A 19514-nucleotide genomic window follows, 5' to 3' on the forward strand; every position below is an offset into this window, starting at 1 on the left:
CCCGTCACGGCACCCCCAGCTCGAACAGCGCATACCCCGCGTACGAGCCCGAGGCCAGTGCGGCGAGGCCGAGCAGGGTGCACAGCATGGGCAGGCTGAGGCGGCGCAGGGCGGCCGCGAGGGGGAGGAACAGCGGGAAGCACGGCAGCAGATAGCGGGAGATGTTGGCGACGATCTGCTGGCTGCCCAGCACCAGGGCCAGGGTGAGGACGGTGTACACGACCAGCACGGCCGGCGGGCGCAGCCGCAGCAGCAGGGGGAGCAGCGCGCAGGCCAGGAGGATGACGGCGACCGAGATGACGTCCGGGAACGGGTACGCGAAGAGGTAGTCGAACTTGCCCACCGGCACGGACGTCAGCACGTCCAGGGTCTGCTTGCCGTAGTCGAAGCTGTGGGCCCAGGCGCCCGACTGGAGCTTGAAGTAGCCGCCCAGGTCGCCCATGCGGTCGCCGACCCAGAGCAGGTAGCCGAACAAGCCCAGCGGGGCCAGGGCCATGGCGAGCAGCGGGCGCAGCACGCCGTCCTCGCGGCGCCGGAGTTCGAGCAGCGCGGCGACGCCGAGCGCGGCGATCAGCGCGGCGGCCGTGGGCCGGTTGAGCCCGGCCGCGAAGGCGAGGACCCCGGCGGTGAGCCAGTGCCGGGTCAACACCGCGTAACAGGTCCACACGGCCAGGGCCACGTAGAGGGAGTCGGAGTACACCGCCCACTCCACGCCCGAGCCCGGCCACACCGCCCACAGCCCGGCCGCGGCGAACCCGGCCCGCCGGCCGCCGAACCGCTCGGCGACGGCGTAGACGCCCAGCGCGGCGGCGAAGGAGGCGAGGATCGACACCAGCAGCCCGGCGCCGTACGAGCCGAGGCCGGTCACGGTCATGGCCGTCCGGGTCAGCGCCGGATACAGCGGGAAGAACGCCGCCGAGTTGCCCTCCAGCGTGATCATGCCGGTGGCGCCGGGGACGTGGACGAGCTTCGGGTCGTAGCCGTGCAGGGCGATCTGCTGGTACCACCAGCCGTCCCAGGTCGCCAGCACGTCCCAGGCGTGCGCACCGCCGCCGAACCGGGGGTCCTTGGTGCGGTAGGCCCCGGCAGAGGACAGCAGGTACATGAAGGAACAGAAACCGGCCAGCTTCAGCGTGCCGTACAGCGCGAGGACCGGCCCGTGCCGGCGGGCGGCGGTGCGCAGGCGCGGTGCGGACAGCGGCCGGGCGGCGTCCGGCACCGGTGTGCGGGGCAGGGTCACGGTCATGAGGCGGCCGGGGCGGTACGGCGACGGCGGCGGGGCAGGGTGCGCCGCATCCGGGCGATCCCGCGCAGGTCGGCCAGCGCGGTCGCGACGATGTCGACGCTGCTGTCGGGGTCGTCGACCCAGTCCACCGGGACCTCGTGGATGCGCAGGCCCGCCCGCTCGGCCAGCACCAGCAGCTCGGTGTCGAAGAACCACTCCCCGTCCCGCACCAGCGGCAGCAGCCGCTCGGCGACCTCGCGGCGCACCGCCTTGAAACCGCACTGCGCGTCGGAGAAGCCGACGGCGAGCGTGCAGCGCAGCAGGACGTTGTAACACCGGGAGATGACCTCGCGCTTGGCGCCGCGCACCACCCGGGCGCCGGGCGCGAGCCGGGTGCCGATGGCCAGGTCGGAATGGCCCGAGATCAGCGGTGCGACCAGCGGCAGCAGCGCCGCGAGCCCGGTGGACAGGTCCACGTCCAGGTAGGCCAGCACCGGCGCCCGGGACGCCGACCAGGCGGCCCGCAGCGCCCGGCCGCGGCCCTTCTCCGGCAGCCGCAGCGCGACCACCTCGGTCAGCTCCTCGGCGAGCCGTGCGGCGATGGCCGGGGTGCGGTCGGTGCTCGCGTTGTCGGCGACGGTGATCCGGAACGGGTAGGGGAAGGTGTCCCGCAGATGCGTGTGCAGCCGCCGGAGGTTGGGCTCGAGGTCCTTCTCCTCGTTGTACACGGGCACGACCACGTCCAGGACGGGTTCGTCGTGGTGCGACGGCAGGGGCGCGCGGCGGGGCAGCGGCGCGGGGGCCGACGGCCGGTCAGGGCGGAGGTTTATCACGTGATTCCCCGTTTGTTCTCGGTCGGATGGCATGCCGATGGCAGGCGTGGCGGGCGGCGCACGGCGCGCTAGCCGGTCGGGCCGGTCGCCGGCTGGGTGGTGGTCGGGTCCCCGGCGGCGGGGGTGGTCGTGTCCCCGGCGGCCGGGCTGGTCGTGGCGGGCGGTGGTCTGCGGGGGGCCGTCGCCGAACTCCCGGCCGTCATCGGCGGATCGGAGGCCGTCGAGGTGCCGGTCGGGGTCGGGGAGGTGGCCGTCGAGGTCGCGGAAGGCGGCGCGCTCGGCGACCGGGAGGACGGCTGCGACGACGACGCGGAGGTCGTCGGGGAGGGGCTCGGCAGGACCGTCGGACTGTTCAGGGGCCGGGGGTGCGGGGCGCTGGGCCGGTCGTCGGTGCGGCCGTGCGGCCACAGCAGCAGACCGATCCCGAGCCCGGCCACCGCCAGCGCGGAACCGGCCGCGCGGCGCGCCGCGCGCACCCGCCGGCGGGTGCGCACCCCGGCGCGCAGCCGGTCCCGGTGCCGGGCCTCGAACGGCGTCTGCTCCCGGGTGGTGTGCATCAGCTGCGTCAGCTGCCGCTCGAAAGGGTCCGTGCGTTCGCCGTCGTCCCGGCCGTGCGCGTGCTTCAGGTGCTCCACGGGTTCTCCCTCACCCCACCGGCTCGATGACGTCGGCCAGGAGCCGGCGCAGCCGGGCCACCCCGCGCGCGGCATGCGACCGTGCGGTGCCCACCGGGCACCCCAGGACCTCCGCGACCTGCCGGTCGGGCAGGTCCTGGTAGTAGCGCAGCACCACGGCGGCCCGTTGCCGCGCGCTCAGCTGGGCGAGAGCCGCCTCCAGCCGGGAGCGCTCGGCCACGGCCGCCGACATGTCGCCGGCCGCCACCACCTCGGGCAGCTCCTCGACGGGACGCTCGCCCCACCAGCGGCGGCGGGCCGAGCGGGCCGCGGCCCGTGCCAGCACCTTGCGCACGTAGGCCTCCGGCGCCTCGTCGGCGACCTTCGGCCACACGAACCACAGCTTGACCAAGGAGTCCTGCAACAGGTCCTCGGCGCGATGCCGGTCCCCTCCGGTGAGCAGACGGGCCAGATGGAACAACACCGACCAGCGGGCCGCCACGAACGCGTCGTACTCACCGGCCCGAGCCTGCTCCATCCCCACGGTCCCTGTCCTCGCCGGCTGTCTACACCAGGAGAAAGGCCCTGGAGCCCCTCCCGCGCTGCACTCGGGGGGCGTGATCCGCGTCACGCACAGCTGTGACACAGGCCGGAAGGGGCGCCCGGGGGACGGCGTCAGACGACTCGGAGCAGCAGCACCGCCCGCGCCGGAACCGTGATCTGCGCGCCCGCCGGATGGACCGTGCCCGGCGCCTCGGCCTGCTCCTCCCGCGAGGTGTCCACGACCACCTCGTACCGCTCCGCCCACGGCGGGCCGGGCAGCACGAACCCGGTCGGGGTCTCGCCCGCGTGCAGCACCGCGAGGAAGCTGTCGTCCACGACCGGCGCGCCCCGCTCGTCGCGGCCCGGGATGTCCCGGCCCGAGAGGTACATGCCGAGCGTGGCCGCGGGCGCGTACCAGTCGCCCTCGGTCATCTCCGCGCCCCGCGCGGTGAACCAGGCCAGATCGCGCAGCCCGTCCGCCGAGTGCGCCCGGCCGGAGAAGAAGGCCCGGCGGCGCAGCACCGGGTGGCGGTGGCGCAGCGCGATCAGCCGGGAGGTCAGCTCGTACAGCGCCCGCCAGCCCGGCTCCCGCAGCAGGGACCAGTCCAGCCAGCTGGTCTCGTCGTCCTGGCAGTAGGCGTTGTTGTTGCCGCGCTGGGTGCGTCCCAGCTCGTCACCGGCCACCAGCATCGGCACGCCGGTGGACAGCAGCAGGGTGGTCAGCAGGTTCCTGAGCTGCCGGCGGCGCAGCGCGCGCACCCGCTCGTCGTCCGTCTCGCCCTCCACCCCGCAGTTCCAGGAGCGGTTGTCGTTCGTGCCGTCCCGGTTGCCCTCGCCGTTGGCCTCGTTGTGCTTGGTCTGGTACGACACCAGGTCGCGCAGGGTGAAACCGTCGTGCGCGGTGACGAAGTTGACCGAGGCGTAGGGCCGCCGGCCGCCCCAGGCGTACAGGTCGCTGGAGCCGGACAGCCGGTAGCCCATCTCGCGCACGTCGGGCAGGGCGTGCCGCCAGAAGTCCCGTACGGCGTTGCGGTAGCGGTCGTTCCACTCCGTCCACAGCGGCGGGAACGCGCCCACCTGGTAGCCGCCGGAGCCGATGTCCCACGGCTCGGCGATCAGCTTGACGCGCCTGAGCACCGGGTCCTGGGCGATGACCGCGAGGAACGGGGAGAGCATGTCGACGTCGTGCATCGAGCGGGCGAGCGCCGCCGCGAGGTCGAACCGGAAGCCGTCCACGCCCATCTCCGTCACCCAGTAGCGCAGCGAGTCGGTGATCAGGCGCAGCACCTGGGGCTGGACGACGTGCAGGGTGTTGCCGCAGCCGGTGTAGTCGGCGTACCGGCGGGCGTCGTCCTGGAGCCAGTAGTAGCCGCGGTTGTCGATGCCCTTCAGGGACAGGGTCGGCCCCAGCTCGCCCGCCTCCGCGGTGTGGTTGTAGACCACGTCGAGGACGACCTCGATGCCGGCCGCGTGCAGCGCGCGCACCATCCGCTTGAACTCGCCGACCTGCTGTCCGGTCGTACCGGAGGCCGCGTAGGCGGCGTGCGGGGCGAAGTAGCCGATGGAGTTGTAGCCCCAGTAGTTGCGCAGGCCCCGGCGCAGCAGGTGGTCCTCGTGGGCGAACTGGTGGACGGGCAGCAGTTCCACGGCCGTGACGCCCAGCCGCACCAGGTGCTCGATCGCCGCCGGGTGCGCGAGCCCCGCGTAGGTGCCGCGCAGCTCCTCGGGGATGTCCGGGTGCAGTTTGGTGAAGCCGCGCACGTGCAGCTCGTAGAGGACCGAGTCCGCCCAGGGCGTCTTGGGGCGGCGGTCGTCGGACCAGTCGTCGTCGTCGTGCACGACGACGCCCTTCGGGACGTACGGCGCCGAGTCCCGGTCGTCGCGAACGGTGTCGGCGACATGCTGCTCCGGCCAGTCCCGGACGTGCCCGTACACCTCCGGCGGCAGCCGGCCGTAGTCGTTGCCCTCGGCGCCGTCCACCGCCCGCGCGTACGGGTCCAGCAGCAGCTTGGCCGGGTTCCAGCGGGCGCCGGTCCACGGGTCCCAGCGGCCGTCCACCCGGTAGCCGTAGCGCTGACCGGGCATCACACCCGGCACGAAGCCGTGCCAGATCTCGTGCGTCAGCTCGGTCAGCGGGATCTGCGTCTCCCGGCCCCTGTCGTCGAACAGGCAGACCCGGACCGCCTCCGCGCCGGCCGCCCACAGCGCGAAGTTGGTGCCCGCCACCCCGTCCGGGCCGACCCGGAACCGGGCCCCCAGCGGGGTCGGCGCGCCCGGCCACACCGCCGGGGCGGGCGGCACGGCGCGCCGGGCGCCGTTCACCACGGACGCCGGTTGCCCGGTCCCGGCGGCCGGCTCCCCGGCCGGTGCCCGCTGCTCGGCTGCGCTCGTCACCAGTCGGCCCCTCTTTCAGTGGCGCGTCCGGGGGCGCTTCGGCCGCGCCGAAGGGCCGGGGCCACCCTGGTCGGGCACGCCCCGGCCGCCCGGTACGGATGCGCCCCGACGGCTCCGGCGTAGGCGCGGCGGCTCCCCAACGTGTCGTCCTTCCCTCTGTTCTGCCCAGTGCGTGCGTCGCACTCACGTTTCCCCGGGGCGTGCCCCGTCGTTGAGCCCCGCGTGAGGCACGTACAAGGACGCGCACGGCGCACGGGGGCCGCGCTGGCCGCCGTACTGATGTGGACAGGGCTGCTGTCCGGCTGCTCCGCCGACGGCTCGGGGCCGCTCGGCCTGGGCGGAGCGCTCGGCAAACCCCCGGCTCCCGAGGAGGTCATCCATGTCACCCCCGACGACGGCAGCAAGGCCGTCCGGCCCCGGCAACCGCTGCGGGTCACGGTTCCGGACGGGCGCCTGGAGAAGGTGACCGTCGTCCGGCAGCAGGACGCGCAACAGATCCCCGTCCCCGGGCGGGTCAGCGCGGACGGGCTGACCTGGCGGCCGGACGAGGACCAACTGGCGCTGGCCGCCAGATACACCGTGAACGTGGTGGCGCTGGACACCCGGGGCCGCCGCTCGGCCCGGCACACCACGTTCACCACCTTCGTCCCCGACCAGCGGTTCATCGCCTACGTCACCCCCGAGAACCGCGCCACCGTCGGCACCGGCATGATCGTCTCCCTCGCCTTCAGCCGGGACATCGTCAACCGCGCGGCCGTCGAACGCGCCGTCCGCGTCAGCGCGCGGCCGGCCGTCGAGATCCGCCCCCACTGGTTCGGCAAGAACCGGCTGGACTTCCGCCCCGAGCGCTACTGGAAACCCGGCACCGAGGTCACCGTCGACCTCGGCCTGCGCGACGTCGAAGGCGCGAAGGGCGTCTACGGCCTGCAGTCCAAGACGTTCTCCTTCACCGTCGGCCGCAGCCAGGTCTCCCTGGTCGACGCGGCGAGCCACACCATGGAGGTGCGGCGCGACGGCCGGCTGCTCGCCACCGTCCCGATCACCGCGGGGGCCCCGAAGCACCCCACGTACAACGGGAAGATGGTGGTGATGGACATGCTGGAGGAGACCCGCATGAACAGCCAGACGGTCGGCTTCGGCGGCGAGTACGACATCCCCGACGTCCCGCACGCCATGAAGCTCACCGACTCCGGCACCTTCCTGCACGGCAACTACTGGGCGCCCGACGCCCCCGGCAACGCCAACGTCAGCCACGGCTGCGTGGGTCTGAGGGACGTCAAGGGCGGCGGCTCGGACACCCCGGCGGGCTGGTTCTTCGACCGCAGCCTCGTCGGTGACGTCATCGAGGTCGTCAACAGCAAGGACAAAATGGTCTCTCCGGACAACGGCCTCAGCGGATGGAACATGGCCTGGAAGGAGTGGAAAGCGGGCAGCGCGGTGAAATAACCAGGTGGGGGGCCGGGGTTGGACGTCGGTGCCGGGCGGAAGTTGCGACGGAACGGTGACATTCGCCTGACACCGCGCTCAAAACCGGGCGGTTAATATGCGCGCACCAGTGTGGTGGGGAGCGGGCCTGGCCAGGCCCGGCGAGGGGAGACAACTTGAACATGGGGCCTGGACCGGGGGCGTCGGTGGCGGGGCGACGGGGCCGAGGGGGACTGGCGTGCATAGCCGGCGCGCTGGTGCTGTCGCTCGCCGCGTGCGGCGGGGGAGGGGGCTCGGGTGCCGGGTCCGACGGGAAGGACAAGGAAGCCACCCAGCAGGGCAGGCAGTCCACGGCCGCCGTCAGCATCTCCCCCAAGTCCGGTGCCACCGGCGTCGACACCAGCGGCGCGCTGAAGGTCGGCGTGGCCAAGGGCAAGCTGACCGAAGTCACCGTCAAGGACGCCAAGGGCGCGAAGGTCGACGGCACCATCGGCGCCGGGGGCGCGTCCTGGACGCCGTCCGGCCACCTGGCCGCCGCCACGAAGTACAGCGTGCACGCGGTCGCCAAGGACCCGGACGGCCGCGAGGCCGCCGAGGACTCCACGTTCACCACGCTGACCCCGAAGAACACCTTCCTCGGCACCTTCACCCCCGAGGACGGTTCCACCGTCGGCGTCGGAATGCCGTTCTCCGTGAACTTCACCCGGGGCATCACGCACCCGGACGCCGTCGAGAAGGCCGTGAAGATCACGACCGAGCCGGCCGTCGACGTCGAGGGCCACTGGTTCGGCAACGACCGCCTGGACTTCCGCCCCGAGAAGTACTGGAAGGCCGGCACCAAGGTCACCGTCGACCTGAACCTGGACGGTGTCGAGGGCCGCGACGGCGTCTACGGCAAGCAGCACAAGACGGTGAAGTTCACCATCGGCCGCAACCAGGTCTCGATCGTGGACGCCAAGAAGCACACGATGAAGGTCACCCAGGACGGCAAGGTCATCAAGACCCTCCCGGTCACCACCGGCAAGCCCGGCTACGAAACCTGGAACGGCCGGATGGTCATCAGCGAGAAGCTGTCCGTCACCCGGATGAACGGCGAGACGGTCGGCTACGGCGGCGAGTACGACATCAAGGACGTCCCGCACGCCATGCGCCTGACCACCTCCGGCACCTTCGCCCACGGCAACTACTGGGGCGGCGACGCCTTCGGCAACTACAACGCCAGCCACGGCTGCATCGGCCTGCGCGACGTGCGCGGCGGCTACGACAGCTCCACCCCGGCGGCCTGGTTCTTCAACCACTCGATGCTCGGCGACGTGGTGGTCGTCCAGCACTCCCACGACCGCACCGTCGACCCGGCGAACGGGTTCAACGGCTGGAACATGTCCTGGGCCGACTGGAAGAAGTGATCCGCGACCGACATGCGGGCCCGGCGCCGTACCCCACGGCACCGGGCCCGCACGCGTACCGGGGGCGCGCCGGTCTCAGGCGGCCGGCAGCGGTCGCTCCGCGTGCCGTGCCCGCCCGGGGGCCGACTCCCGGACTCCCGGCCGGATGTGACCGACCGCACCGGGCCGGCAGCCGTTAATCCCCGTTAACCTGCCTGCATGACCGTCTCTCTCGAAGTCGCCGAAGGCGTCGGCACCCTGCGGCTCGACCGGCCGCCCATGAACGCGCTGGACATCGCCACCCAGGACCGGCTGAAGGAACTCGCCGAGGAGGCCACGCGCCGCGACGACGTGCGCGCCGTGGTGATCTACGGCGGCGAGCGGGTGTTCGCGGCGGGCGCGGACATCAAGGAGATGCAGAACATGGACCATGCCGGCATGGTCCTGCGCTCCCGCGCCCTGCAGGACTCCTTCACCGCCGTGGCGCGCATCCCCAAGCCCGTCGTCGCCGCCATCACCGGATACGCGCTCGGCGGCGGCTGCGAACTCGCCCTGTGCGCCGACTTCCGCATCGCCGCCGACAACGCCAAGCTCGGCCAGCCCGAGATCCTGCTCGGACTGATCCCGGGCGCCGGCGGCACCCAGCGGCTGCCCCGGCTGGTCGGCCCCTCCAAGGCCAAGGACCTCATCTTCACGGGCCGTCAGGTCAAGGCCGACGAGGCCCTGGCGATCGGCCTGGTGGACCGGGTCGTCCCGGCCGCCGAGGTGTACGAGCAGGCGCACGCCTGGGCCGCGAAGCTCGCCCAGGGCCCGGCGATCGCGCTGCGCGCGGCCAAGGAGTCCGTCGACACCGGTGTGGAGACCGACATCGACACCGGGCTCGCCGTCGAACGGAACTGGTTCGCCGGTCTGTTCGCCACCGAGGACCGCGAGCGGGGCATGCGCAGCTTCGTCGAGGAAGGGCCGGGCAAGGCCAAGTTCGTCTGAGCGTCAGCCGTGTGAACTCCCGCGTAACTCCCGTGGGAGCACTTGCAATTGACGCGTCGTCTCATCCGGGTCCCTCGATGGAGCGGTTTATGGGAGCCTTAAGGCAACCTTAAGTCCGCTCGGTCGAGGGGGCGTGACGATTGCCCGGAAATGGGCCGTCTCCGCAGGTCAATCGGGTGATACCGGCCAGTGACATGCCGTCGGCATATGCCGATCGACGAGCGGAGACGGGGGGCGCGCAGGGGGCGTATTCCTCCGGAACGGCCCCCAAGACGGCTCCGGACGGCCATCATGGGGACATGGCGGGGCTGGAGGGCATCGAACAGCCACGGGGACACAGCCGTGCGGCCGCGGCGCGCTGGTCGCCCGGGGTCGAGGACGAACAGGCGCTCAAGGCGGTCGAACTGTTCGGGAACCCCACGGAGGCGGAGGTGCCGCTGCCGTCCCGCCCGGAGTCCGCCGCCACCGCCCGCCGGCTCGCCCAGGTCGTCGTCCTGCGCCACTGGCGACTGACCCCCAAGCTGACGGAGGACACGGTCTTACTCGTGTCCGAACTCGTCGGCAACGCCGTACGCCACACCGGCGCCCGGGTCTTCGGCCTCCGGATGCGCCGCCGCCCCGGCTGGATCCGCGTCGAGGTACGCGATCCCTCCCGCGGGTTGCCCTGTCTGATGCCGGTCCAGGAGATGGACGTCAGCGGCCGCGGCCTGTTCCTGGTGGACAAGCTCTCCGACCGGTGGGGCGTGGACCTGCTGCCCCGCGGCAAGACCACCTGGTTCGAGATGCGGGTCGCCGACCGCTAGGCGCGACTCCGACCGGGTGCGGCCGCGGCAGGGACCCGCCCCCGAGATGCACCCGGACGGGTGATTTCTCCACCGCGAACCGAACACGGTCCCCCCGTTCGGGGCAATCGCCTGTTTTCTTACCCAATCCCCCTTAAATGGTGCGGGTGACCCCCACCGACCGACGTGAAGTGCTGCGCGCGGGTGCCGGGCTCATGGCCGGCGGCGCGCTCGCCGCCGGCTGCGGCGCAGGCCAGGCCGCCCCCACCGGCACCCCGTCCGCCGAGTCCGCCGACCCGGCCGCCCGCACCCCCGGCCACGCCACGGCCGGCGCCCGCGCCGCTCCGGCCCCGCGCGCCTACCCGGGCGAGCCGGCCCAGATCACCCACGGCCCGCGCACCCGCCCCCAGGTGGCCCTCACCTTCCACGGCCAGGGCGACCCCGCCCTCGCCCACGCGCTGCTCTCCGAGGCCGAGCGGCGCGGCGCCCGGCTCACCGTGCTCGCCGTCGGCACCTGGCTGGACGAACACCCCGAGGTCGCCCGCCGCATCCTCGACGGCGGCCACGACCTCGGCAACCACACCCAGCGGCACATCGCCGTCAACGCCCTCGCGGAGGCGGACGCCCGCAAGGAGATCACCGACTGCGCCGACCGCCTTCAGCGGCTGACCGGATCCATCGGCACCTGGTTCCGCCCCTCCCGGTCGCCGACCGCCTCCCCGCTGGTCGGCCGGCTGGCCCGCGCCGCGGGCTATCCGCACGTGCTGTCCTACGACGTCGACTCGCTCGACTACACCCGCCCCGGCGCCGCCGCCGTCACCCGCAAGGTCCTCTCGGACGTGCGGAACGGGTCGGTGGTGAGTTTGCATTTCGGTTACGCGGACACGGTCGCCGCCCTCCCCGACGTCCTCCATGAACTCGACCGCCGTGGCCTGCGCGCGGTCACCACCACGGAGCTGCTGAGCTGATGCGAACCTCGAAAGCCGCCCGCCTGCTGGCCGCCGGTGCCGCCCTCACCGCCCTGACGCTGCTGTCCGCGTGCGATTCCGGCTCCGATCAGCACCCGGAGAAGGAGGCCCGGGCCAGCGAGGCGCCGCTGCAGCCACAGGTGAACCGGGCGCGGGTGGACGTCCTGCCCGGGATGCCCCCGGTCGAGGACCCGGCCGACATCTACTCGGCCGACCGCCCGGGCCGGCTCTCGCCCGCCGTCCAGGGCTTCCCGTCCCGGGTCTACGTCCCCAACACCAACTCCAACACCGTCACCGTCATCGACCCCAAGGCCTACAAGGTCATCGACACCATCCCGGTCGGCCACCAGCCCCAGCACGTCGTGCCCTCCTGGGACCTGAAGACCCTCTGGGTCAACAACGACCTCGGCAACAGCCTCACCCCGATCGACCCGAGGACCGGCAAGGCAGGCAAGCCGGTCGACGTGCACGACCCGTACAACCTGTACTTCACACCGGACGGCAAGTACGCGGTCGTCATGGCCTCCATGGACCGCCAGTTGGTCTTCCGCGACGCCCACACCATGAAGGTCGTCAAGGCCGTGCCGGTCAGCTGCTACGGCGTCAACCACGCCGACTTCTCCGTCGACGGCCGCTACTTCATCGTCTCCTGCGAGTTCAGCGGCGAGGTCCTCAAGGTCGACACCGCGAAGATGAAGGTGATCCGGCAGGAGAAGCTGCCGTTCCACGGCGCCATGCCGCAGGACGTCAAGATCTCCCCGGACGGCAAGCGGTTCTACATCGCCGACATGATGGCGGACGGCATGTGGATCCTGGACGGCGACAAGTTCACCCGGCCCACCTTCCTCGCCACCGGCAAGGGCGCCCACGGCCTCTACATCAGCCGGGACTCCCGCGAGATGTACATCTCCAACCGGGGCGAGGGCACGATCTCCGTCTTCGACTTCGCGCAGAACCGGCTCACCAAGAAGTGGCGCCTGCCCGGCGGCGGCAGCCCCGACATGGGCGGCGTCTCCGCCGACGGCAAGGTCCTGTGGCTGTCCGGCCGCTACAACTCCGAGGTGTACGCCATCGACACCCGCACCGGCACCCAGCTGGCCCGCATCAAGGTCGGCAGCGGCCCCCACGGCCTCGCCGTCTACCCCCAGCCGGGCCGCTACTCACTCGGGCACACCGGCATCTTCCGCTGAAGCAGCAGCTCCGCCCCCACCGGACGGTAGCCGGCCGCCTGGAACGCCCGCGTGCTGCGGGCGTTCCCCGGCGCGACCTGGGCCCACAGCGGCTCGCCGGCCAGATGCCGGGCCGCGGCCACCAGCAGCCGCCCCAGTCCCCGGTGCCGCGCCTCCTCGGCCACCTCGACCGACACCTCCAGCCGCCCCGCGACCCCGCGTCCCGTCACCACCACCCCGCCGTCCGCGGTCCAGGCGCGCACGTCGTCGCGGCGGCCGCGGGCGTACCGGATCCGGGGGTGGCCGGCGTCCGTGATCTCCGTCAGCGCGAGCGGCGGCCCGCCCGGCAGCGGGGAGCCCACCCAGACCGCGTCGACGGTCTCCGCCCGGCGTCCCGTCCGCTCCAGGAGGGCGGTCAGGAAGCGCGGGTTCATCGTCGCCGCCAGCGCGTCGCTGTCCACGCCGCGCAGGGTCTCGTGCACCCACTCCGGGTCCTCGTCGAGGAACACCACCGAGTGCGCGGTGAAGGACAGCACCCCCGCGTGCCGCCGAGAGGGCTGCGGCACGACCGTCGTGCCGCCGTCCGCCGGCGGGAAGACGCCCCGGGCCGCCGCATCGAGAATGTCCCGCAACGTCTCCACCACGCGCTCCTTGAGTCTCCACCCGCTGGAAGGCCCAGACTCCCAGACATGACCAACGACGGCACCGGACTCCTCACCATCGGCGAACTGGCCAGGGCCACCGGACTGTCCGTGCGGACCATCCGTTACTGGTCCGACGCGGGCGTGCTCACCCCGGCGGCCCGCTCGACCGGCGGCTACCGGCTCTACGACGCCGCCTGCGCCGCCCGCCTGGAGCTGATCCGCACCCTGCGCGAGCTGGGGCTCGGCCTGGAGGCCGTGCGCGAGGTGGTGGCCGGCGAGCGGACTGTGGCCGAGGTCGCGGCCACGCACGTGGTGGCGCTGGACGCCCGGATCAGGTCGCTGAAGGTGACCCGGGCGGTGCTGTCGACCGTGGCACGACGCGGCTCGACCGCGGAGGAGATGACGCTCATGAACAAGCTGGCGCGGCTTTCGGCCGCGGAACGGCAGCGGATCGTGGACGACTTCGTGGAGGAGATCTTCCACGGGCTGGACACGGCCGACCCCTGGATCCGGGAGCGCACCCGGAGCATCGGAGTGTCCCTGCCCGACGATCCCACCCCGGAACAGGTGGACGCCTGGGTGGAGCTGGCGGAGCTGCTGCGGACGCCGGAGTTCCGGGCCGTGATGCGCCGGATGATCGAGTACAACGCCGCCGACCGCACCCCCGACACCCCGGCCGGCGCGTCGGCGAGGTTCTTCGAGCGGCTGGTCGAGCTGGTCGGCGCCGCACGGGAGCGGGGCGTGGCGCCCGAGTCGCCCGAGGCCGACGCGGTCCTGACCGAGCTGCTCGGCACGGGCACCGACCGGACGGCCGTACTGCGCCGGATCGACCTCGGCAACGAGGTCGTCCGCTACCGGGAGTTGGCGTCCGTGATCAAGGGCGAGTCCGAGCCCCCGAAGCACCAGGAGGAGTTCGGCTGGGTGGTCGCGGCACTGAAGGCCTGGCCGGGCCGTTAATCTGACCAGCGTCAGTACGCCAGCACGGCATGAGAAACACGAACAAAAGGGGCGGATCGGTGGCGGACATCGAGGAAGCACGCAAGCAGTTCCAGCGGATCGACGCAGACGGTGACGGATTCATCACCGCCGCCGAGTTCAAGTCCGCCCTCGCCCAGGGTGGTGACTGGAACGTCACCGACGCGGTGGCCGAGGCCGTCATCAAGACCCGCGACCTCAACGGCGACAAGGTGCTGTCGTTCGACGAGTTCTGGGCCTACCTGAACAAGTGACGCGCGTCGTGGGGGGTGCCCGTCCCGAGGGGAGGGGCACCCCCTTCGTCATGCGCCGCGCCGGATCCGCACCGCTCCACCGGCCCTCGTGCCGCTCCAGCGCCGGCGGCAGGTCGAAGCACGCGCCGACCCGATCGCCGGTGAGGACCTGCGACACCGGGCCCTGCGCGAGGCAGCGGCCGTCGCGCAGCAGCAGCGCGTGGGTCGTACCGGCCGGCAGCTCCTCCAGGTGGTGCGTGACGAGCACGGTCGCCGGCCGCGGACGGGTCGGCCGCAGCTCCTGGAGCGCCTCGATCAGCTGCTCCCGGCCCGGCAGGTCCAGCCCGGTCGCCGGTTCGTCCAGGAGCAGCAGCCGCGGCTCGGGCATCAGCGCCCGCGCGATCAGGGTCCGGCCGCGCCGGCCCTGTGACAGCGTCGGCCGGCGGGCGTCCCGCAGCGCGGCCGGCCCCAGCGTGGCCGGCAGCGACTCGGCCCGCTCCGCCTGCTCCGGGGACGGCCGCCGGCGCGGCACCGGCTCCACGGAGTTCGTCATCGCCACCGAGGCCGCCGAGGACTGGCCCACCCGGCTCGGCCGCGCCGCGGTCACCGACGTCTACGAGGTCCGCATGGGCGTCGAGGTGCAGCCCGCCCGCCTCGCCGCACGGCGCCGCGCCCCCGAGGACGTCACCGCACTGCGGACCGCGCTCGCGGGCCGCCGTACGGCCGCGGCCTGGGCCGACACGGCCTTCGTGGACGCCGACATCGCCCCGCACGCGGCCGTGGTCGCCGCCGCCCACAACCCGGTCCTCGCCGACCTGTTCACCGAGTTCACCCCCGTCCTGCGGGAGGGCCTGGTGACCCTGCTGGACCTCACCCGGCTGCGCGAGCAGGACCCCGCCACCGGTGACGACACCCACACGGCCCTCGTCGAGGCCGTCGCCGAGGGGGACGCGGAGGAGGCGGCGGCGGTGCTGCTGCGCGAGCTGGAGGAGACGCTGGGGCTGCTGCGCGGCCAGGGCTCGCCGGAATAGGTCCCGGACCGCCGGGGTTGTCCCCGGACAAGACCCATGCACGCGCATGGAACGACCCTGGAGGGCCTGTCATGAAGATCGGCATCATCGGCGCGGGCAACATCGGCGGCAACCTCACCCGGCGGCTCACCGCCCTCGGCCATGACGTGTCCGTGGCGAACTCGCGCGGTCCCGAGACGCTCGAGGAACTGGCCGAGGAGACCGGCGCCACCGCGGTCCGGGCCGAGGACGCGGCCGAGGGCGCCGAGATCGTGGTCGTCACCGTCCCGCTGAAGGCGGTCCCGCACCTGCCGGCCGGCCTGCTGGACGGCGCGGCCGAGGGCGTCGCGGTGATCGACACAGGCAACTACTACCCGAAGCAGCGCGACGGCCGCATCGCCGGGATCGAGGACGACGGTCTCACCGAGAGCCGCTGGACCGAGCGGCACCTCGGCCACCCCGTGATCAAGGCGTTCAACGGCACCTACGCCCAGGACATCCTGGACCGCCCCCGCCCCGCCGGCGATCCCGGGCGCATCGCCCTCCCGGTCGCCGGTGACGACCGGGCGGCCAAGGCGAAGGTCCTGGCCCTGATCGGTGAACTCGGCTTCGACACGGTCGACGCCGGTGGCATCGACGACTCCTGGCGCCAGCAGCCGGACACCCCCGTCTACGGCCTCCGGGCGGACACGAAGGGAATCGAGCGCGCCCTCGCGCAGGCCTCCCCGGAACGCCCGGAGTCCTTCCGGTACTGAGCCCTGCACGGCCACGACACGGCCCGTCCGTCCCCCCACGGTGACAGGGGGACGAACGGGGCCGCCGGTCTGCTCAGGGCGTCGCCCACTCCCTCAGGGCGGCCTTGCTGGCGAAGGCGGCCACGTCCTTGTCGTGGGGGGTGCTGCTGTACTGGTGGAAGCGCCAGTGCGCCTTGATGCGAGGGTGGCCCGCGCTGACGTAGTCGGCGATCCAGAGGCCGTCGCCCGCGTAGGAGGTGGAGTCGAGGTTCAGCCAGAAGTCGCGGTTGCAGTAGAGCACGACCCGGTTGTGCGGCCGTAGCTGCTTCACCTTCCGGATGAACGCGTCCTTCTCCGCGTTGCTCGCGTGGGTGCCGTCGCCCGTGGTCTCCCAGTCGACCGCGAGGATGTCACCGGCGCGCTCGGGGGCGTGCTGGACGAAGTACTCGGCCTGGGCGGTGAGGCTGCCGGGCCACAGGAAGTGGTAGAAACCGACGACCAGTCCGGCGTCACGGGCCCGCTTGGTCTGGGCGGTGAGCCGGGGATTGACGTACGAATGCCCCTCCGTCGCCTTGATGAAGGCGAAGGAGAGGCCATCCGTGTCGAACGCGGAGGACTGGAAGGCGCTTACGTCGATGCCGTGCAGCATGTAGGAGTTGTGCCCCGCGGCGCCGAATCCGGAACCTCAGCCTCGGGTGGTCACGGAGCCGAGTACCGACGCGGGCTTCGCCGACCAGTCGGACGTGATGAGACTGGCGTGGTCCTTGGCCAGCAGGGCCAGCCGGGCGGCGACTTCGGCGTCCGTCGGGTCGGTGGAGGAGATCGCCGGGAACACCCCGTCGGCGCCCGTCATGATCGAGAAGTAGTGGTTCGTGGAGTAGAACGAGGTGTCGTAGCCGTTGTTCACGTACGTCGCCGCGTCACCGTCGAAGAACACGAACCAGGGCCGGATCGAGGTGTCCGAACTCCAGCGGCTCGCCCGCGGATCGCCGTTCGCCGCGCCGAGCACTGCAGGGAAGGCCTGGGCCTGCGCGACGTTCCCGGCCGCGTACAGGTCGCGCAGGTGGTCGCCGTACTCCTGGTCCGTCCAGTAGTGGTCGAACGGGTTGGCCTGCTCCACCGTCCCGGGGATCAGCTCGAAGAGGAACTTGCCCCGCAGGGAGTCGCGTGCGGGCCAGGCGTTCGCCTTCGCGGCCGCGTCGAGCGAGCCGTACGTGCCGCCCAGCAGATCGGCCGGCTTGTAGACACTGCCGCCGAGCTTCTGCCGCACGAGCGTGTCGAACTCGTCCGGCCCCATGCCCGCGTTGTTGTTGAAGCCGACCTTCATCTCGACCTTGACGACGATCGGCGGGTGGTCGGGGTGGAGCTGGTTCCAGGCGGCCATGTTGTCCAGGCAGCTGCCGAGATCCTGGTTGCGGCTCTTGCTGTACAGCTCGGCCGGGGTCTTGGCGGCCTCGCAGTTGTTGTCGTTGCCCAGCGGGTTGCTGTGGCTGACCCGCCAGCGGTGGCTGAGGCTGTCGACGTACACGTCCAGCTCCAGCAGCGAGGCGCCCGAGTCCAACGCCTGTGCGAAGTAGGTGTACTTGGCCTTGTCGTACGCGTTGTGCGTGCCGATCGCCGTCGTCTCGGAGAGCTTCGGCGACGCCGCGTGGGCGTTGCCGGGAACCGCCAGTAACAGCGCGGCGGCCCCTGCGACCGCCGCGAGCCGTCTCACCAACCGCATGCGTGAACTCCCCTTATCCGACGCCTGGTTGGCGGTAGCGTAGGGGTATGCGGTTACTTCACGGTAGCCTCAGGGGGAACATCATCCACCTCGGCACGTTCGACACGCGCCAGAGCATGTGGTACGTGTCCACCAGTCGCCGTGAAAGCGGTCCGATGGCCTTCGCGGCCCGGTTCGCCACGGGCAACCGCACAGCCCGCCTCATCGGCCGTTTCCCGCCCATGGGAGCACGCGTGCACGATCTGAACGCAGACCACAACACCCGCGCGGTCGCGCGGGCGGTGGAGCAACTCCTCAATGCGCCGGCCGATCAACGGGCTCGCCAGGCACCCAGCCTGATCAGTGAAGTGGGCACCGCACGCCTTGAGAGGATCATCGCCGCAACCCGCACGAGGATCGGAACCGAACGGGCCGAGGTGACTTACACCCACCGGCGAGGGATGACGATCAACGGTCCGAAAGGCCGTGTCGCGGCCTGGGGCAGCCTCGACGGTGAGGGGCGGTTGGCTGGTCTCCTCATCGACGCCTCAAGTGTTCCGCGATGGTGGCCGAGTGGGATTCCGATTCGCTTGGTGTGGGCCGCCGCCGCGTTCGGCATGTGGGTGTACTCGATGGTGGACCTGTCCATCGGTGATGCCACGGCGCCGACGATGCTCAGCTGGTTGTCCTACGCCGTGAGCGCACTACTGGGCTGCCTGCTGCTGATCGGCTTCTCCGCTCCGAAATGCTTTCCGCGGTGGGTCCGCTTGTTCCCGTACGTCGTCTTGGGCATCGTTGCGGCCACTTTCGTGTGGCTACCGGTGTTCCGGGGCATCCCCGTGGGGCACGGCGGACTCGATCAGGTTGGCTACAGCCACATCGCGCTCCTCGTCGCCGCCTTGGTGTTCCTTGCACGGGGGCGCAGTCACCGGTGGGGGCGGCCGGTCTCCACGCCCTTGCACTTTCCCCTGACGGGACCCGGTTGGTACATCGCACAGGGCGGCGGCAGGTTCCTGAACCACCACCGGACGGTTGCCGCCCAGCGCGGCGCGCTGGATCTCGTCAAGACAGGACCTAACGGAACGAATACCGGCATGTTCCGGTTCCTCGTCCCCTCCCGTGACCTGAACTCCTACCTCGCCTACGGGCAGCCGGTCCTGGCCCCGTGCGGCGGGAGCGTCGTCACTGCTGTCGATGGCGTAGCCGACCAACCTGCCCGCCGCGTCCATTACGGGCCGCTCTACGGCAATCATGTGGTCATCGACACCGGCCATGAGCACGTGGTGCTGGCGCACCTGCGGCCGGGCACCGTCAGCGTCACCGCGGGAGATGTGGTGCGCGTCGGCCAACTCCTCGGTGAGGTCGGCAACTCGGGGCGCAGCACGGAACCGCATCTTCACATTCATGCCGAACGCGACGGAACGGGCCTGGATCTCCAGTTCATCGGCGTGATCGGTGGGCTGTACCGAGGTCGAACCATCCCCGCCCACTAGTCGCGCCGTTCACCATTCCGCCGTCACGTACTGGCCGGATCACATGCCGCCTACGCCGCGCCTGCCGGCGACCAGAATCCGGTACCCGGCGATGCGCAAGCTGGATGCTGACGAATTGGGGCGCTGGGCACCGAGTGGGTCTCGCGACGCACCCCGTAGGTCCGGCTTCCGATCGCGCGGGTGGGACGGACGAGCGCGACCGGCATTCCTCACCTTGCGCCCGAGGTTCAGCTCTTCTACAAGGCGAAGGCGACGCGGGACATGGACGAGACCGACTTCGAGGCGGCGCTGCCGCTGCTGGAGGGAGAACAACGGGTCTGGCTGTCGGAGGCAATCAAGGTGATCGCGCCGGACCACCCCTGGCGACGACGGCTCCTGGGCTGAGCGGCAGAGGCCGT

20 protein-coding genes and 1 pseudogene are annotated in these 19514 nt (G+C 71.9%); 12 read left to right on the forward strand and 9 right to left on the reverse strand.

Annotated elements, in window-relative coordinates; genetic code table 11:
- Window positions 1-4 precede the first annotated feature (4 nt).
- The 5 genes and pseudogenes from AB0N17_RS18415 to glgX form a co-directional block, all read right to left on the reverse strand.
- The gene (locus tag AB0N17_RS18415; RefSeq protein ID WP_366012383.1) at window positions 5-1246 is read right to left on the reverse strand and encodes a glycosyltransferase family 39 protein; all 1242 of its coding nucleotides are present in this window, start codon (window positions 1244-1246) and stop codon (window positions 5-7) included.
- A gap of 47 nt (window positions 1247-1293) precedes the next feature.
- Window positions 1294-1998 (reverse strand): annotated as a pseudogene (locus tag AB0N17_RS18420) (dolichyl-phosphate beta-glucosyltransferase); the annotation flags it as partial.
- Between the two features lie 128 nt (window positions 1999-2126).
- Window positions 2127-2693 (reverse strand): hypothetical protein, encoded by a 567-nt coding sequence (locus tag AB0N17_RS18425; protein WP_366012384.1) that lies wholly within the window; start codon window positions 2691-2693, stop codon window positions 2127-2129.
- Window positions 2694-2703: 10 nt separating this feature from the next.
- A complete protein-coding gene (locus AB0N17_RS18430) occupies window positions 2704-3210 on the reverse strand; it encodes a SigE family RNA polymerase sigma factor (RefSeq protein ID WP_366012385.1) in 507 nt (168 codons plus the stop codon).
- Between the two features lie 137 nt (window positions 3211-3347).
- Window positions 3348-5609, reverse strand: coding sequence for a glycogen debranching protein GlgX (glgX, locus tag AB0N17_RS18435; protein ID WP_366012386.1), 2262 nt, complete (start codon window positions 5607-5609; stop codon window positions 3348-3350).
- Between the two features lie 222 nt (window positions 5610-5831).
- Here glgX and AB0N17_RS18440 point away from each other — a divergent pair, with 222 nt between their 5' ends.
- The 6 genes from AB0N17_RS18440 to AB0N17_RS18465 all read left to right on the forward strand — a co-directional run bounded on the left by AB0N17_RS18440 (window position 5832) and on the right by AB0N17_RS18465 (window position 12346).
- Window positions 5832-7055 (forward strand): Ig-like domain-containing protein, encoded by a 1224-nt coding sequence (locus AB0N17_RS18440; RefSeq protein ID WP_366012387.1) that lies wholly within the window; start codon window positions 5832-5834, stop codon window positions 7053-7055.
- Between the two features lie 161 nt (window positions 7056-7216).
- On the forward strand, window positions 7217-8440 hold the full coding sequence (locus tag AB0N17_RS18445; RefSeq protein WP_366012388.1) for an Ig-like domain-containing protein: 1224 nt from the start codon (window positions 7217-7219) through the stop codon (window positions 8438-8440).
- A 198-nt stretch (window positions 8441-8638) separates the two neighbouring features.
- Complete coding sequence (locus AB0N17_RS18450) at window positions 8639-9406, forward strand: enoyl-CoA hydratase-related protein (protein ID WP_366012389.1); 768 nt, start codon at window positions 8639-8641, stop codon at window positions 9404-9406.
- Between the two features lie 299 nt (window positions 9407-9705).
- On the forward strand, window positions 9706-10209 hold the full coding sequence (locus tag AB0N17_RS18455; protein ID WP_366012390.1) for an ATP-binding protein: 504 nt from the start codon (window positions 9706-9708) through the stop codon (window positions 10207-10209).
- A 137-nt stretch (window positions 10210-10346) separates the two neighbouring features.
- Entirely contained in the window at window positions 10347-11156 is an 810-nt protein-coding gene (locus AB0N17_RS18460) for a polysaccharide deacetylase family protein (RefSeq protein WP_366012391.1), read from the forward strand.
- Complete coding sequence (locus tag AB0N17_RS18465; RefSeq protein ID WP_366012392.1) at window positions 11156-12346, forward strand: beta-propeller fold lactonase family protein; 1191 nt, start codon at window positions 11156-11158, stop codon at window positions 12344-12346. Before AB0N17_RS18460 ends, AB0N17_RS18465 begins: the two co-directional genes overlap by 1 nt.
- Here the strand turns inward: AB0N17_RS18465 and AB0N17_RS18470 are convergent.
- Window positions 12313-12966, reverse strand: a complete 654-nt coding sequence (locus tag AB0N17_RS18470; RefSeq protein ID WP_366012393.1) for a GNAT family N-acetyltransferase — start codon at window positions 12964-12966, stop codon at window positions 12313-12315. The genes AB0N17_RS18465 and AB0N17_RS18470 overlap by 34 nt on opposite strands.
- A gap of 48 nt (window positions 12967-13014) precedes the next feature.
- Between AB0N17_RS18470 and AB0N17_RS18475 the strand changes: the two genes are divergently transcribed.
- Together AB0N17_RS18475 and AB0N17_RS18480 are read left to right on the forward strand one after the other, a co-directional pair.
- The gene (locus tag AB0N17_RS18475; RefSeq protein ID WP_366012394.1) at window positions 13015-13926 is read left to right on the forward strand and encodes a MerR family transcriptional regulator; all 912 of its coding nucleotides are present in this window, start codon (window positions 13015-13017) and stop codon (window positions 13924-13926) included.
- A gap of 59 nt (window positions 13927-13985) precedes the next feature.
- On the forward strand, window positions 13986-14198 hold the full coding sequence (locus AB0N17_RS18480; RefSeq protein ID WP_366012395.1) for an EF-hand domain-containing protein: 213 nt from the start codon (window positions 13986-13988) through the stop codon (window positions 14196-14198).
- Here AB0N17_RS18480 and AB0N17_RS18485 read toward each other — a convergent pair.
- Window positions 14143-14661 carry an ATP-binding cassette domain-containing protein gene (locus AB0N17_RS18485; RefSeq protein ID WP_366012463.1) on the reverse strand — a complete coding sequence of 173 codons (519 nt, stop codon included), beginning with the start codon at window positions 14659-14661 and terminating at the stop codon, window positions 14143-14145. The two genes, AB0N17_RS18480 and AB0N17_RS18485, sit on opposite strands and share 56 nt — an antisense overlap.
- Here AB0N17_RS18485 and AB0N17_RS18490 point away from each other — a divergent pair.
- Both AB0N17_RS18490 and AB0N17_RS18495 read left to right on the forward strand, forming a co-directional pair.
- Window positions 14564-15208 carry an FCD domain-containing protein gene (locus tag AB0N17_RS18490; protein ID WP_366012464.1) on the forward strand — a complete coding sequence of 215 codons (645 nt, stop codon included), beginning with the start codon at window positions 14564-14566 and terminating at the stop codon, window positions 15206-15208. The two genes, AB0N17_RS18485 and AB0N17_RS18490, sit on opposite strands and share 98 nt — an antisense overlap.
- 71 nt (window positions 15209-15279) lie before the next feature.
- Window positions 15280-15942: an NAD(P)-binding domain-containing protein gene (locus tag AB0N17_RS18495; protein WP_366012396.1), complete on the forward strand. Its 663-nt coding sequence runs from the start codon at window positions 15280-15282 to the stop codon at window positions 15940-15942.
- A 73-nt stretch (window positions 15943-16015) separates the two neighbouring features.
- On the opposite strand, the gene AB0N17_RS18500 is transcribed toward AB0N17_RS18495, so the two are convergent.
- Both AB0N17_RS18500 and AB0N17_RS18505 read right to left on the reverse strand, forming a co-directional pair.
- The gene (locus AB0N17_RS18500; protein WP_366012397.1) at window positions 16016-16570 is read right to left on the reverse strand and encodes a glycoside hydrolase family 25 protein; all 555 of its coding nucleotides are present in this window, start codon (window positions 16568-16570) and stop codon (window positions 16016-16018) included.
- Window positions 16571-16606: 36 nt separating this feature from the next.
- On the reverse strand, window positions 16607-17644 hold the full coding sequence (locus AB0N17_RS18505; protein WP_366012398.1) for a phosphatidylinositol-specific phospholipase C domain-containing protein: 1038 nt from the start codon (window positions 17642-17644) through the stop codon (window positions 16607-16609).
- A 47-nt stretch (window positions 17645-17691) separates the two neighbouring features.
- Here AB0N17_RS18505 and AB0N17_RS18510 point away from each other — a divergent pair, with 47 nt between their 5' ends.
- Together AB0N17_RS18510 and AB0N17_RS18515 are read left to right on the forward strand one after the other, a co-directional pair.
- The gene (locus AB0N17_RS18510) at window positions 17692-19116 is read left to right on the forward strand and encodes a M23 family metallopeptidase (RefSeq protein ID WP_366012399.1); all 1425 of its coding nucleotides are present in this window, start codon (window positions 17692-17694) and stop codon (window positions 19114-19116) included.
- Between the two features lie 261 nt (window positions 19117-19377).
- A complete protein-coding gene (locus tag AB0N17_RS18515) occupies window positions 19378-19500 on the forward strand; it encodes a hypothetical protein (RefSeq protein ID WP_366012400.1) in 123 nt (40 codons plus the stop codon).
- Window positions 19501-19514 lie beyond the last annotated feature (14 nt).

The sequence above is a fragment of the Streptomyces sp. NPDC051133 genome (assembly GCF_040682635.1).
Classification (GTDB): Bacteria; Actinomycetota; Actinomycetes; order Streptomycetales; family Streptomycetaceae; genus Streptomyces.